We start from the raw sequence: 12,348 nt of genomic DNA on the forward strand, positions 1-12,348 counted from the left end.
CGCTCTAGATTGCGAACTTATTGTACAAATTTACAACGAAGATTGCTGCAACCGCGACCGGGGCGACAAACCTAATCGCTAAATACCAAGCAAGAAATAGCCACGGCTTGGATAATGACAACTCCTCTTCGAGGGCTACGCGCTTCATACGCCAGCCAGCGAAAAGGCAGATCATCAACCCTCCTAAGGGCAGCATAATGTTCGCGGTGGCGAAGTCCATTAAGTCAAAGAGAGTCATCCCCGCAACGGTCATATCTGAGATTTCGTTGAAAGACCCCAAACAAGCGATACCCAGCAGCCACACAAGCAAACCGAGCATCATACATGCACTGGCCCGCGATATCGGAAACTTCTCCACCAACCAAGCGACTGCAGGCTCCATCAGCGAGATTGCGGAGGTCCAAGCCGCCACACCGATCAGCAGAAAGAACAAAAACCCAAAGATTTGGCCACCAAGCATCTGCCCAAACGCCACCGGTAGTGTAATAAACATCAAGCCTGGGCCTGCACCGGGGTCCAGATCATTCGCAAATACGATCGGAAATATCGCTAAACCGGCAACCAGAGCCACCAACGTGTCCAACGCTGCAATCATTAAAACCGTGCTACCAATACTGGCTTTACTCGGCATGTAGGAGCCGTATGCCATGATCGCGCCCATCCCCAATGACAACGTAAAGAATGCATGGCCAAGGGCGACTAAAATAGCCTCCATCGTTAGCTTGGAAAGATCAAAAGCAAACAGGAACTCAACGCCTTGCATGAATGCACCGGTTGTCATCGCGTATACCAACAAGACAAATAACAAGACAAACAGCGCAGGCATCATCACTCGCGTAGCACGCTCTAGTCCTTTACTTACGCCACCCGCGACAACAACCAAAACCATGACAACAAAGATCGAGTGCCACATTAACAGCACTTTAGGGTCAGCCAATAAGGCCTCGAACTGGCGCGACGCCATGGCGCTACCAATGTCGATATAATCGCCCCGCACCATACCGGCAATGTAGTGGAGCACCCAACCGGCCACAACCGAATAGAAGGAGAAGATCATCACCCCAGCTAGAGCACCAACCCAGCCCACTGCGGACCAACGCGGACTGCGCCCGGACTCAACGGCGACATCTTTCATCGAATTGATCGGACTGTGGCGACCACGACGACCGATCAGCACTTCAGAGATCATGATCGGCACGCCTACCAGCAAGATACATACAAGATAAACGAGCACAAACGCACCACCGCCGTTTTCACCCGTGATATAAGGAAACTTCCAGATATTACCCAGTCCAACTGCCGACCCTGTCGCCGCTAATACGAAAATCCAACGGCTCGTCCAAGATCCATGCATGGATAACTTTTCTTGCATAACTGCTCTCTTAACACTCAAGTTCGCTGTAAAGCACGGCATTGTTCACACATTTCATAGCGCTGACAACGTCATAGCTCAGATTTTTCGTAAAGTTTTAATCACATCGCATTTACCGCAACAGAATGTGCCACACCAACGAACAATGCTTGTTTGCAATGGTCAGCCATCGCTATAATCCGTCGCTATGGCTAAAAAGAAAAAAGCACAGAATAACAGCAGTACTATCTGCCAAAACAAACGCGCGCGTTTCGAATATCATATTGAAGAGAAGATCGAAGCGGGGCTATCGTTATCCGGTTGGGAAGTTAAGAGCCTTCGAGAGGGCCGTGCTCAGCTTGTGGACTCATACGTCCTAATCAAGGATGGTGAAGCTTGGCTAGTCGGCGCGAACATCACCCCGCTAACACAGGCCTGCACTCACTTTGTCACAGAGCCGCGCCGGGATCGAAAGCTCCTACTGCACAAGCGCCAAATCGAACGCCTCACCGCCGAGACAGAAGCGAAAGGTTACACATGCGTGGCGCTTTCTCTGTATTGGAAGCAAGGCCGCATCAAATGCGAGATAGCGCTTGTGAAAGGTAAGAAGCTCCATGATAAACGCGAGACTGAAAAAGAGCGCGACTGGAATCGCCAAAAGCAACGCGTAATGGCTGCTCATTAATCTATATTTCGCATAAAGCCTTTTAATTTCAGGTAATAAGCCGCATACTATTGGGCTACTTGGGGGGTGACTTGGCTTCGACGCCGGTTACAAAACCTTAGGTGCATGTCGTGAGTGTAGTGAATCACGTAAATCCATTACTACACAGTTATAGTTGCTAACGACGATAACTACGCACTAGCAGCATAAGTCTGCTACGCCGCACTCAGAGGTGCCTATAACTCAGAGGTTCGCGGTGTCATATGAGATGGGATCGCCCGGAAGCTTCGCCTTAAGCTGAACGGTTAAAACTAAAAAGGCTCGCCCTATACGCCCTGACCCTCGGGCCGTTATGGGTTAACTCAATAGAGGTGTCTAAGCATGTAGATCTTAGGGCAGCGGATTGGCGGACGCGGGTTCGAAACCCGCCACCTCCACCAACTTTAATCTTGAAAATCAATGAGATAGAAAAGCATTGATCTTTAAGAGATAACGAAGTGATAACACCAGTCAGGAAAAAGCCTATTTCAAGGTTAAAACTTTACCCCCCTTTTAGTATTCGGGTGTAAAGGTAATCAAGGGCGCCGCCCTTCCTTCGCTTCGCTCACACCCGATAGCCCAAAGGGCTACTCCTTCCGACACAAGGTCTACAGGACTGGTAATCAACGCTGCAGCGTTAAAAGCAAAAAGCCCGTCAGATGACAGGCTGTGCGGTTCTAGTGCCGACTCTTACGCGGATCATAGTAGCGCGTCGCTTTCCTCACCTGCGTAAAGTATCGATAACACTGGCTGTCGCTTTGCTGATCACGTATCCATTTACGCTCTCTACGCAAGCGGTTTTGCTGCTGGGCAGTGATTCGCTGCCGCTTAAGAAACGTGACCTCAATCGATTTTTTTTCCAGCTCGATGCAACGCTGTAGCTTTGTCTGCGCATTCGAGTCCAACGAGAAGCCGATTAAAACGAATGCAACTATCGGTATCCATACATAACGCAAAATCAAAAGCGCCATAGTCTATCTCCTTTGCTTATCCCTAGGAACTTGCGCCACCAGTGAGCCGGTTGCCGCGCGCGCTTCGCTTGCTCGCATCATCCAACTCACTTTGTGGCGTTAACGTAAAAACGGGTTGGTCAGCAGCTTGGAGACAAACGGCCAATGGCTGCTTTAGGATCTGGAGGTCTGGGCCGTAACATCGACAGGCTTGGCCTTCCTTCCAAACGACACACCCCATAACGCCCGAATGCTCATAAACAACAGGCTTAGGCGGCTGCACTGGCTCAAAAGCTTGTTGAGGTTGACGATCTGGAGGTGTTTCAACGGCACCAACGTCAGAGACGACAAAGAACTTGTCGTACACAAAGTAAGCGCCTCCGAAGATCAGCGGCGGCAATAAAAGAGCCATAACGAAGAGCCTTTTAAGCCACTTCGGCAAGCTGAGCTTGTGAGTGTGAACCGTAGCGCTCTTGTAGTACTTGAATAGCTTTTTGTCGTATCGCCAAGAGTCTCGATCACAGCGATTGAGAACCGTCGCCGAGGACGTGTTAATCACCTCCTCCTTAGTGAAGATATTCACGTTATGTGAACCATGGAGGCGTTGTATGTGATAGTGCCGGTTAACGAGGTCTCGAATGTTTGGATGTAAGAGGCGTTCGCGCTGGGTGATCAAAACCAAATCATGGCCGCTGTGGCGGTGCGTTTCCATCGCTTGAATATCCTCTCGCTTAGCACGAGAGCTGCCATCAGGGCCATAGAATTTCTGGCACTCATCATAAACGACGATTGAGCCGTCTGGTGTATCTCTCCAATCCTGTGGCGGTTCCTGAGTTCCGAGCTGATCATGATCAAAACCATCGATACCAACATAGATATCACGAACAAACTCCCCTTCCTTCCTCTCCTCTTCTGGCGTTTGAAGAATGCGTTGGTTCTCCTTGATCCACTCAAGCAAAAGGTTAACGGTGTATAGCGTCTTGCCCGAACCAGGGACACCCGTTATCAGATAGATCATGATACCGCCTTATTGGATAAACCAATGTTTAAGGTTTTCATAGCTGTGGTAATGGCAACGCGAGTTAGCATGGCGGAGCCAATGATAGAGAGGCACTCACTGAGACCGCCGAGCAAAAAGTAATTGAGAACGTTTTGAGGAATACCGTTGGCTGTGCTTACGACGTAGTTAAGTGCTTGCGATACAAGCAGATCAACGCCTGTTAAAACAGTAGCTACCAAGCCCGCCTGAATCATCCAGCTAGTAATTCCGCCCTTGGCTACGTGCTGGAGCATAACGAAAAAAGCATTAAGCATTAGTCATGTTCCTCCCAGCCAAGATAGCCACCGCTATAAAGCTGGCTAAAAGAATCGCTACCGGCTTTACATAATCCTTGAGGCCAACACAGATAGGTTCAGAAGGAAGAACGGTCACTGTTTTACCCATAAAAGAGATATTCAAATCGGGTGGACAAGCACCGCCTCCTAAGCCAGCGTCCCAATCTTCGTAATACGAAAGAGCGGAAACCTCATTAGTGGGGAACTCTTCTGGCTCAGGTTCTTCAAACTCCTCCTGTGTCCAGTTGATCCACTCGCACAGCTTTTCTGCGTACTGACAGAAGGCAGGAAGCTCAGCGGCGTTATTATTGGTGGTGTTGTAGTTATTGGTGATATTGGTGACTGAGCCCGAGCCTGAACCAATACCCGAGCCGGTGCCGCTACCTGTATCGGTTCCAGTGTCAGTACCTGTGCCGGTACCATCATCTGGATTAGTGCCACTTCCTGTGTCGTCATCTGGGTTGCTACCATCATCTGGATTTTCCCAAGGTGACATCGTGCCGTCAGGATTTACAACAACCGTCCCACCATTCGGATCAGTATATGTAAGCCGCTGGTTATCAGGATCAAAATCATAACCCGGAGTATTAGCAGCCCACTCCTCTAGCCACTGGTTGTACTTATCGAAGGCTTCCTGATCTAAAACCCAATCACCCTGATCGTTCTTAAACAGTTCACGAATAACTGAACCGTCAGGGTCAGGCGTTACAGGGTTGTTCCACATCTCGTCGGCAACATCAGGCCAAGGAACTGGCTCTAAGTAATTGTCCTGACAAATAGACTTAGCATTATCATTATGAGGAGCTTTACAGCTACCCTGTTGAACAGCACCCTGACAGAAAACACCGTAACCACCGGGCGTTTCAACGCCATCAGAAACCGCATAACCCGATGGGGCACCACGACCAGAACCGGCAAAACACGTATGCTCTGGAACGACAGAAGACCCTGAAGGCGCGACACCTGTAACTTGGCGAGAAACACGATCTGCGTGATAGTAATAGTCTCCTTCTGAATCAACAGAAACAGGGTTCATTACCTGATCAGTCAGCTCATCAATGATCCAACCGGCCGCAGTTGTGGCAACACCTACAGCAATACTTAAACCGTCAACTTTGCCCGGCTTAAAATCATATCTCTTGAGCTTATCGATCCAGCGTTCTTTATGCGGGGCTGGATGAGGAATGACGCGAAAGTTATCAGGAATGGTGTCATAAACAGGCCCCCCCGGCAGATCGCCAGAGTTGCGCCGCTTCCTGAACTCATAGAAGTAATCATCATAGGTTTCCCGCCCTGAATCGACCTTATCGAGACGGTGCCAAGTATGCCTGCTCTGCCCTGCTTCTACTTGAAAAGCAACCAGATTGCAGAGAAGCAACAAAATAAAACGAGCCATCCTTCCACCTCTTATCCTCCAAATAAAAAAGGAGGCCGAAGCCCCCTCTGTGTAACCAGCTGAATTACATCGCAGAGCGCATGCGTTTCCAGCCTTTGATACCCGCATCAAGTGCGAGCGCAGCCGCACCAATTGTTGCTGCTGCTACACCTACCGCTGCAATTACGGTTACTACATCTGCTGCATCGAAAGACATATCCAATCTCCTTTATGGATTTATAGTGTCGTTAACATCGCGAAGTTTGCGGAAACCCCAAGCCGTAGCCATAACGAGCGCATACGCCCCAGAGATCAGCAAAGCATCATCGATTTTTAATTCTGGTAAAGCTGTGTAAGGCAGATCGCCAAGGCGTACCCAGTTGCACACCGTTTGATCGGGATTACACACCTGAACCAGAAAATCTTTAGTCATTTAAAACTGCCCCAAGGCTGGAAGGTTAAACCAGCCACTAAAACTGCATAAGCCAGTAACTCTGATGGGTGTTTTTTGGGTGCTGGTTCTCGATCAAGAAACCATTTATCTAAACGCTCCTGTTCGCGTTTGGCAGAAATAGCTGCTGCTTTCCTTTCGTTGTAAGAACCTCGACGCTTCGCTTGACCCATAAAAATCACCTATAAATCCAGCATGTAAATAGCAAATACGACGAGACCCGAGAGTGCGAACGAAGCAAAGACATAGAATGCAACCACTTCAATCCAAAACATTTTTGGAACTGTCCGTGTATTTCTTGCCGAGAAGGAACGCCCCGAAAACTAGCGGAAGCTCCCAGCCGATGTACGGAGCGACGAGCGAGCCGTACAACGAGAAAATGATTAAAACCAAGCTAACGGCCAGCACGATTCGGGTAACTACAGGGACGCTATACCACCAGTGCAGAAAGTCGGCTTTTGCTGTATCGCCCATATCGCGGGCCTGTCCTTGGCTTAATTCCATGACTACACCTATGCGGCAGGTTTAGCGGTGGATTGCTGCTTAACGTATGGCTTCAGCACAAAGTTGCGCTCATCAAGAGTGAGACGGCCAAAATCACCAACCTTGAAGCACTGGTTGAGGTCTAAGGTATAAACGCCGACCTGATACGGTAGCTGCCCATCTTGAAGCGTAAGCCCTACCTTTTCAGGGTATGGCTGGCCCTGTTTATGGATATAGGCGGCTTGAGTGCGAATCTCCCACGGTTGGCCTGTCTTTTTAGACGTTCCAGAGCGCTGGTCGAATTCCGTTGATGTAATTTCTACCTTAAGCATGGTTTATGTACTCCCTTGGTGTTGGTACGACGGAACGCCGCAGGCGAGTAGGACAACTGTCTGGATGCCCTATTAACTCATCAACGATTTCCGTATCTGAAAGTTGCACCGCCCCGCGCATGACGTTGATCAAGGCGCCGACGATGCGTTTTGAATTCTGAACTGCACTGTCATAAGTGAGTTGAACCACTTTGGTTCGAGTGCGAACGCGAACGGGATTAACAGCTTCTTTAGAAGCCGCTAACACGTCAGCGCATACGTCATAAGAACCGGCGAAGTAGTCCGCTGGGTTGAGCAAAACATCTAATGGGATGTGGCGCTTTTTGTCGCGTAGCTCGACCTCATAACGCACCCAAGGACTGTTAGGATCGCCTAGTTGCTTGCCCTTCTCATAGACGCGCATACACTTGCCGTTGTGGCGCTTTCCAACAGTGAAAGTGCGGCCTTCTGAGTTATCGCGAACCATCTTTACAACGCCGAATTCGTTGATTTCACGAACTAAGCGGCCAGAAATGTGTTCATGGAATGACGGATATTGGCCACCGGTAGAGAAACGCCCTGATTCGTATTGATCAATGGCCCAGTCATAAGAGAACGGAGACTCATAGCTATCAAGCGTGAGATCGACACGAGTAATTTTGACGTTAGGCAATTCAGATAACGCACCGTGCAGACGCTCAAGATCAAGCAGTTCGCAGCCTTGCCCAGTGAAACTAACGTAACAACCACCATTGCGCGCACCAGAGGCACAAACGCCGATTTTGCGGCTAGAAAAAATGATGTCCCATGAGTTTTTATAGTTAAAGAGACCTGCGCCGCGATCTTTAACTTGAAGCACATCATCAAAGGCGTCGAGTAGCTCATCATCAGGGAAAAATCGCTTAGCTGCTGTAGTTAAAAACTCCAACACCACTTGGCGGCAGTTTTCGTCCAAAAGCTGGATTTCTTCAGTGGTTTTCTCGTTGGAAAGGTATTTAGAAAACGTGGTGCGACGGCCGATATGCTCTTTTTTAAGCAGCTCTTGGCTGAATTTCTCTATCTGCTCAGGTGTACGAGAGCCGCCAGAACGATACTTATCTAGCGCTTGTTGAACATACTGAGCTGCACCCGCCTGTGTTGCATGGAACTTAGCGAGCTTTTTAAGGCTTTGAAGCTCTTCAGGAACCCAAGTGAAGGAGAAATAATCATGGAAAACCTTAGAGAAGCTAGACTGCATTAGTTAAACGCTCCCTGCTCAAAAAGTTGCTGCCATGTATCTGGCGTAACTTCTTCAAATTGAACGCCGCTATCAAAATCAAAAACCATCGCCTCGTAAGATGGATAGTTAAAAAGCCCATCTTCAAAGCTGGCGTAGAACTCGCCGTTGATGATTTCGTAATAGATAACGGCAGGTGTCATTACTCAGCCTCAAGCGCACGCTTAGCAATTAACATCATGTTGACCATTGGTGCTGATGACGGGTGTTCACGAAATACAGGAAGGTCACCAGTAGCGATGCGATTGCGAACGGATGAAAGAGTACGACCAGAGCGACGGGCGTACTCAGCAGGAGTAACTAAAGGCGATTCAACAAGAATTGCCCGCTCTATTGCGTACAGGGCGTCAGACGAGAGAGGCAGGAGCTTTTCTTGTGTTTGCTGCTTTTTACTCATATCAAACACCTGATATATTGATGAGTTACCGAAAAACTAAATATTAGTGTCCTGCAAGACACTGGAGTGGATACTAGTATCCCATGAGACACCATGTCAATAATTTTCAGTGAGAAAGTGAAATTAATCAGGATTAGTGAGGGGTTAAGTCAGAAAGACTTCTCCGAGCTAACCGGAATATCAATCAATACGATCAAAGGCTACGAACACAGAGAAAAGGAAATAAGCAGCCCAAACTTGCATCTGGTAACAAGCAACCCAAGGCTTGAAAAGTACACTTTGTGGCTGATGACGGGAAAAGTATGCCCAGAAGCAGGCCAAATTAGCCCAGAGGTCGAAGACATAGCAGGCGACTACGGAAAAACAGGGACGGATACCAAATAGCGCAAAGGATACGGGATGCGTGGTACGTGTGAGGGAGCGCTAGCAAGGAGGCTTTTATGGGAATTCAAGACAGAGACTGGTACTGGGAAGATAGAAAAAATAGAGACCGGAAATACGGCAGGGTTGGAGAGTGGGATGCTCAGAAGTTTGTAAACGCAGAAGGTAATGGAAAACCACCCAGCCGATCGAGGAGAACCAATAAGTGGTTTTACCTTTTCATGATCTCGTTAGCGCTTAACTTCGTTTCTGGAAAATTCATCCATACGTTATGGAAGCATGATCACAAAGTTTCCCAGTATATCGAAGCGTTTGAGCAAAGGTTTTTGAAGTGAGCATCACCAAGACAGAAAAAGGAGAGTGGCGAGTCTATGTAAAGCCTGGGGGACGAACAGGCAAGCAGGTTAGAAAGACTTTCAAAACCAAAGGCGAAGCTACACGTTTCAAAAACTGGATTTTAAACGCCGCTAATGTCGGGGAGTGGAACCCACACCAAGACCAGACCCGATTAAAAGACCTAATCGAGCTATGGTATGACAATCACGGAAAAAGCCTCAAAGATGGACTCAGGAGAAGAACGGCATTAACCGCGATTTGCGACGTTTTAGGAAACCCTATAGGCCAGAAACTGGATGCTAGCCAATACGTTAAATACCGTTCCAAACGAATGAGCGATGGGATCAAACCGAAAACTTGCAACAACGAGCTGACGTACGCAAAATCGCTATTCAATGAATTAAGAAGCCTCAAGATTATCGATTATGACAACCCTTTGGCTTCTATTAAGCCGCTAAAGGTCGATGAAACTGAGCTCGCGTATTTAACGCATGACCAGATCACGGAATTGCTATCTGCCATTGAGCACCATGATGCAAACCTAATCGCTAGAATATGCCTAGCAACCGGTTGCAGGTGGGGAGAAGCCGAGAGCTTAAAGAAACGCCAAATCAGAAATAGTCAGATTCACTTTACCAAGACGAAAAACAGCAAGAACCGCAATATTCCGATCAGCCCAGAGCTTGAAGCAGAGCTATTAGCCATTCCGAAAAGCCAGCTTTTTGGATTTTCTCTATCTGCATTTAGGCGCGCATTGGAAAAAACATCGATAGAACTACCTGATGGGCAAGCAAGCCATGTTTTGCGCCACACCTTCGCTAGCCACTTTATGATAAACGGTGGAAACATCTTAACTCTACAAAGGGCATTGGGACATTCGAGCTTGAAGATGACAATGCGCTATGCACACCTTGCACCCGACCATTTATCAGAGGTTTTAACCCTAAATCCTATGGTGAAGTGATAACGAAAAGATAACGCAGCCTAGTAACCATTAGAAAATGCGTACCAGAACAAACCATAAACCTTTGTTTATATTAAATATTTAATAATAGTTATTTAAAGAAACGGGTTCGAAACCCGCCACCTCCACCACCTTTTTATATCACGAGATGCTGAGCGTTTAGGTTGGGTCTAGTGATACTGTCTTGCCTAGATAGCGTCTCAACAACCGTCTGTGACCACTCTCACCGTGCACTGGCATCCTTGCGCAGGGCATGTACTACCAGATCGCCCGAACGAATCGTAGATCACATAACAGCCAGATGGTAGCGTGGTTAAGCTCTGACTTGCCAACTGCCCATTCGTAAACGCATGCTGATAACCAATCACAGTGTGGCGATTTCCAAAGGCAGTCGTCAGCTCGCCTGCAGATGTCAGGTTGAGAAAATCGAACATAGATAGTGCATCCCCTACTTCTCCTCGGCTTTCGGGGCATAACGTCCCCCAATCAACCTCAACTGATCCAAAACCAAAATCAATGAGATAGTCTGCTTGGGCCGAACCGCTTGGGTTGCGCGCACTGGGCGTTAGCCCTTCAATGAACGCTTTGGATCGCACTTGCGCTATAGCACTCTCCATTGAGCCGGCAATACTGTTTATAGAAGCTACGCGAGCCGACTGTTGCAGATCTAACAAACGCGGCAGAGCCACCGCCGATAGCACGCCTAATAGCGCAATTACTACAATTAACTCAATGAGCGTAAAGCCATTTCTCTGCATGATTTGGGACTTACCTCACCCGTCATTGCTGGGTTGCTGAATATCCTTCTGGGCTATTTGATCTGCGTAAAATTTATTCACATCGCAAAACAGCACAAGTTCAAAGCGCGATGCATCACGCGATGTACCTTGACAGCTACCACCGTTTTACAAAGCACTGGAGCCTCGCAAAAGACAGTAATGCTGCAGAATGGCTACAGATTTATCAATACCTTTTCGATAGTAGAGTGGCACTCCACAGTGATTTGCTGGGCCGGGTCAGTAAAAAGTACGCAGCCGCCTTATCGACTGAACATCACATAACATGGTGCATAACAGCCAGCCATTCCCTTAGCGGAACTGATGGCTACGCAAAGCATCATCACTCGATGTTTAACACGCGATACAGCGAGCGCTTCGTTACATGGCTCTAGCTCAGGCCTGGACCTAATAGACAACGCTGTTAGATCAGCACATTTCTGCCATTGATAGGGGTTGGATTCGGGAAGGAGAAGATAACGATTGTTCAGCGTTTAAAGTCACTGCCACTAACGCCTGCACGACGCAAGGTTAGTGGCAGACTTATATTAACGAAGAGGTTGCTGTAGCTTTCGCGTACCGCTAACCCCCAGCATCCCCCCTAGCAAAGCAAGCCCGATAAAGGGCAACGTAGGAATAGACTGAGCGTTGGAAGTTGACGTATTTACCAGCGATGTGGAGCCCGGATAAAAGGAGATAACACTAGGTCCCATACCTGCAAGCCTACCCTCAAGCGGTGTTTCCCCCATCAGCGAATTCCCGCCTTTGCTACATGTTGACACATTCAGGGAGGTTGTAAAATCAGGGGCGGGTAGCAATAAAACGTCGTCGCAGTCGACTTTCTCAAATGTCACGCTGCCACCAACAACATTACCGCCATTGAGAGTCAGCGAGAAAGAAAGGAGATCGTCGTACCCGACGCTCCCACCGTTGGGCACAGTGACATCATCCCATGTAAAAGAGCCACTTCCGACCTCACCGTTATTCCCTAAGAGCGTAAAACTATGTGACTGCACTGCGCCATGCACGAGCGAGCTCGCGAACAAAGGCGCCAGCATCACAGTCCTTGTGAAAGCTGTTAACTTCATTACTCATCCTTTAGTTTTTTAGCTGTTGCGGCACGCATATTAACGCAGATACAAACAGACATCAGCGCCCCATAGCGTGAGCATTTAACGAAACTTGCGCTAGCGCAAACATTTCACTCAACGCTCCTTAACAGGCATCTTCTTTGTGAATATTTCCGTTAGAATGCCCGC

General features: G+C 48.3%; 19 protein-coding genes and 1 other RNA gene. 5 read left to right on the top strand and 15 right to left on the bottom strand.

Going from position 1 to position 12,348, the window contains the following annotated elements; genetic code table 11:
- Positions 1-4: 4 nt before the first annotated feature.
- Positions 5-1,372: a sodium-dependent transporter gene (locus tag E4L36_RS09745; protein WP_136680431.1), complete on the bottom strand. Its 1,368-nt coding sequence runs from the start codon at positions 1,370-1,372 to the stop codon at positions 5-7.
- A gap of 187 nt (positions 1,373-1,559) precedes the next feature.
- On the opposite strand from E4L36_RS09745, the gene smpB reads away from it, so the two are divergent.
- Both smpB and ssrA read left to right on the top strand, forming a co-directional pair.
- Positions 1,560-2,036: an SsrA-binding protein SmpB gene (gene smpB / locus E4L36_RS09750; protein ID WP_127693291.1), complete on the top strand. Its 477-nt coding sequence runs from the start codon at positions 1,560-1,562 to the stop codon at positions 2,034-2,036.
- A gap of 62 nt (positions 2,037-2,098) precedes the next feature.
- Positions 2,099-2,455: a transfer-messenger RNA gene (gene ssrA, locus E4L36_RS09755) on the top strand.
- Positions 2,456-2,731: 276 nt separating this feature from the next.
- Here the strand turns inward: ssrA and E4L36_RS09760 are convergent.
- The 12 genes from E4L36_RS09760 to E4L36_RS09810 all read right to left on the bottom strand — a co-directional run bounded on the left by E4L36_RS09760 (position 2,732) and on the right by E4L36_RS09810 (position 8,632).
- Positions 2,732-3,025 carry a hypothetical protein gene (locus E4L36_RS09760; RefSeq protein WP_136680432.1) on the bottom strand — a complete coding sequence of 98 codons (294 nt, stop codon included), beginning with the start codon at positions 3,023-3,025 and terminating at the stop codon, positions 2,732-2,734.
- 22 nt (positions 3,026-3,047) lie between these two features.
- A complete protein-coding gene (locus E4L36_RS09765) occupies positions 3,048-4,022 on the bottom strand; it encodes a zonular occludens toxin domain-containing protein (protein ID WP_136680433.1) in 975 nt (324 codons plus the stop codon).
- Positions 4,019-4,318: a DUF2523 family protein gene (locus tag E4L36_RS09770; protein ID WP_136680434.1), complete on the bottom strand. Its 300-nt coding sequence runs from the start codon at positions 4,316-4,318 to the stop codon at positions 4,019-4,021. The genes E4L36_RS09765 and E4L36_RS09770 overlap by 4 nt, the downstream gene beginning before the upstream one ends.
- Positions 4,311-5,735 carry a hypothetical protein gene (locus E4L36_RS09775; protein ID WP_136680435.1) on the bottom strand — a complete coding sequence of 475 codons (1,425 nt, stop codon included), beginning with the start codon at positions 5,733-5,735 and terminating at the stop codon, positions 4,311-4,313. Before E4L36_RS09775 ends, E4L36_RS09770 begins: the two co-directional genes overlap by 8 nt.
- Before the next feature lie 64 nt (positions 5,736-5,799).
- Positions 5,800-5,931, bottom strand: coding sequence for a major capsid protein (locus E4L36_RS17985; RefSeq protein WP_240770700.1), 132 nt, complete (start codon positions 5,929-5,931; stop codon positions 5,800-5,802).
- 12 nt (positions 5,932-5,943) lie between these two features.
- Positions 5,944-6,147 (bottom strand): hypothetical protein, encoded by a 204-nt coding sequence (locus E4L36_RS09780; RefSeq protein ID WP_136680436.1) that lies wholly within the window; start codon positions 6,145-6,147, stop codon positions 5,944-5,946.
- The gene (locus tag E4L36_RS09785) at positions 6,144-6,338 is read right to left on the bottom strand and encodes a hypothetical protein (protein ID WP_136680437.1); all 195 of its coding nucleotides are present in this window, start codon (positions 6,336-6,338) and stop codon (positions 6,144-6,146) included. The genes E4L36_RS09780 and E4L36_RS09785 overlap by 4 nt, the downstream gene beginning before the upstream one ends.
- A gap of 88 nt (positions 6,339-6,426) precedes the next feature.
- Positions 6,427-6,669 carry a hypothetical protein gene (locus E4L36_RS09790; RefSeq protein WP_136680438.1) on the bottom strand — a complete coding sequence of 81 codons (243 nt, stop codon included), beginning with the start codon at positions 6,667-6,669 and terminating at the stop codon, positions 6,427-6,429.
- Positions 6,670-6,677: 8 nt separating this feature from the next.
- Entirely contained in the window at positions 6,678-6,980 is a 303-nt protein-coding gene (locus E4L36_RS09795; RefSeq protein WP_136680439.1) for a single-stranded DNA-binding protein, read from the bottom strand.
- Complete coding sequence (locus tag E4L36_RS09800) at positions 6,973-8,196, bottom strand: replication initiation factor domain-containing protein (protein ID WP_136680440.1); 1,224 nt, start codon at positions 8,194-8,196, stop codon at positions 6,973-6,975. The genes E4L36_RS09795 and E4L36_RS09800 overlap by 8 nt, the downstream gene beginning before the upstream one ends.
- Positions 8,196-8,378 (bottom strand): hypothetical protein, encoded by a 183-nt coding sequence (locus tag E4L36_RS09805; RefSeq protein ID WP_136680441.1) that lies wholly within the window; start codon positions 8,376-8,378, stop codon positions 8,196-8,198. The genes E4L36_RS09800 and E4L36_RS09805 overlap by 1 nt, the downstream gene beginning before the upstream one ends.
- A complete protein-coding gene (locus E4L36_RS09810) occupies positions 8,378-8,632 on the bottom strand; it encodes a hypothetical protein (protein WP_136680442.1) in 255 nt (84 codons plus the stop codon). The genes E4L36_RS09805 and E4L36_RS09810 overlap by 1 nt, the downstream gene beginning before the upstream one ends.
- 93 nt (positions 8,633-8,725) lie before the next feature.
- Here E4L36_RS09810 and E4L36_RS09815 point away from each other — a divergent pair, with 93 nt between their 5' ends.
- From E4L36_RS09815 to E4L36_RS09825, 3 genes are read left to right on the top strand one after another with little or no spacing between them, the layout of a single operon-like run.
- Positions 8,726-9,016, top strand: coding sequence for a helix-turn-helix transcriptional regulator (locus E4L36_RS09815; RefSeq protein WP_136680443.1), 291 nt, complete (start codon positions 8,726-8,728; stop codon positions 9,014-9,016).
- A 56-nt stretch (positions 9,017-9,072) separates the two neighbouring features.
- The gene (locus E4L36_RS09820) at positions 9,073-9,348 is read left to right on the top strand and encodes a hypothetical protein (protein ID WP_136680444.1); all 276 of its coding nucleotides are present in this window, start codon (positions 9,073-9,075) and stop codon (positions 9,346-9,348) included.
- Complete coding sequence (locus E4L36_RS09825) at positions 9,345-10,313, top strand: tyrosine-type recombinase/integrase (RefSeq protein ID WP_136680445.1); 969 nt, start codon at positions 9,345-9,347, stop codon at positions 10,311-10,313. Before E4L36_RS09820 ends, E4L36_RS09825 begins: the two co-directional genes overlap by 4 nt.
- Before the next feature lie 200 nt (positions 10,314-10,513).
- Here the strand turns inward: E4L36_RS09825 and E4L36_RS09830 are convergent, their stop codons facing one another.
- Together E4L36_RS09830 and E4L36_RS09835 are read right to left on the bottom strand one after the other, a co-directional pair.
- On the bottom strand, positions 10,514-11,071 hold the full coding sequence (locus E4L36_RS09830; protein ID WP_136680446.1) for a type II secretion system protein: 558 nt from the start codon (positions 11,069-11,071) through the stop codon (positions 10,514-10,516).
- A gap of 566 nt (positions 11,072-11,637) precedes the next feature.
- Positions 11,638-12,177: a hypothetical protein gene (locus E4L36_RS09835; protein ID WP_136680447.1), complete on the bottom strand. Its 540-nt coding sequence runs from the start codon at positions 12,175-12,177 to the stop codon at positions 11,638-11,640.
- Positions 12,178-12,348: the final 171 nt, after the last annotated feature.

The sequence above is a fragment of the Neptunomonas sp. XY-337 genome (assembly GCF_004959845.1).
GTDB classification, from domain to species: domain Bacteria; phylum Pseudomonadota; class Gammaproteobacteria; order Pseudomonadales; family Balneatricaceae; genus Neptunomonas; species Neptunomonas marina.

What these genes read in the sequence shown, in the direction of transcription:
- E4L36_RS09745 (WP_136680431.1), bottom strand. Translation starts at nt 1,372, where the DNA reads ATGCAAGAAAAGTTATCCATGCATGGATCTTGGACGAGCCGTTGGATT.
- smpB (WP_127693291.1), top strand. Translation starts at nt 1,560, where the DNA reads ATGGCTAAAAAGAAAAAAGCACAGAATAACAGCAGTACTATCTGCCAA.
- E4L36_RS09760 (WP_136680432.1), bottom strand. Translation starts at nt 3,025, where the DNA reads ATGGCGCTTTTGATTTTGCGTTATGTATGGATACCGATAGTTGCATTC.
- E4L36_RS09765 (WP_136680433.1), bottom strand. Translation starts at nt 4,022, where the DNA reads ATGATCTATCTGATAACGGGTGTCCCTGGTTCGGGCAAGACGCTATAC.
- E4L36_RS09770 (WP_136680434.1), bottom strand. Translation starts at nt 4,318, where the DNA reads ATGCTTAATGCTTTTTTCGTTATGCTCCAGCACGTAGCCAAGGGCGGA.
- E4L36_RS09775 (WP_136680435.1), bottom strand. Translation starts at nt 5,735, where the DNA reads ATGGCTCGTTTTATTTTGTTGCTTCTCTGCAATCTGGTTGCTTTTCAA.
- E4L36_RS17985 (WP_240770700.1), bottom strand. Translation starts at nt 5,931, where the DNA reads ATGTCTTTCGATGCAGCAGATGTAGTAACCGTAATTGCAGCGGTAGGT.
- E4L36_RS09780 (WP_136680436.1), bottom strand. Translation starts at nt 6,147, where the DNA reads ATGACTAAAGATTTTCTGGTTCAGGTGTGTAATCCCGATCAAACGGTG.
- E4L36_RS09785 (WP_136680437.1), bottom strand. Translation starts at nt 6,338, where the DNA reads ATGGGTCAAGCGAAGCGTCGAGGTTCTTACAACGAAAGGAAAGCAGCA.
- E4L36_RS09790 (WP_136680438.1), bottom strand. Translation starts at nt 6,669, where the DNA reads ATGGAATTAAGCCAAGGACAGGCCCGCGATATGGGCGATACAGCAAAA.
- E4L36_RS09795 (WP_136680439.1), bottom strand. Translation starts at nt 6,980, where the DNA reads ATGCTTAAGGTAGAAATTACATCAACGGAATTCGACCAGCGCTCTGGA.
- E4L36_RS09800 (WP_136680440.1), bottom strand. Translation starts at nt 8,196, where the DNA reads ATGCAGTCTAGCTTCTCTAAGGTTTTCCATGATTATTTCTCCTTCACT.
- E4L36_RS09805 (WP_136680441.1), bottom strand. Translation starts at nt 8,378, where the DNA reads ATGACACCTGCCGTTATCTATTACGAAATCATCAACGGCGAGTTCTAC.
- E4L36_RS09810 (WP_136680442.1), bottom strand. Translation starts at nt 8,632, where the DNA reads ATGAGTAAAAAGCAGCAAACACAAGAAAAGCTCCTGCCTCTCTCGTCT.
- E4L36_RS09815 (WP_136680443.1), top strand. Translation starts at nt 8,726, where the DNA reads ATGTCAATAATTTTCAGTGAGAAAGTGAAATTAATCAGGATTAGTGAG.
- E4L36_RS09820 (WP_136680444.1), top strand. Translation starts at nt 9,073, where the DNA reads ATGGGAATTCAAGACAGAGACTGGTACTGGGAAGATAGAAAAAATAGA.
- E4L36_RS09830 (WP_136680446.1), bottom strand. Translation starts at nt 11,071, where the DNA reads ATGCAGAGAAATGGCTTTACGCTCATTGAGTTAATTGTAGTAATTGCG.
- E4L36_RS09835 (WP_136680447.1), bottom strand. Translation starts at nt 12,177, where the DNA reads ATGAAGTTAACAGCTTTCACAAGGACTGTGATGCTGGCGCCTTTGTTC.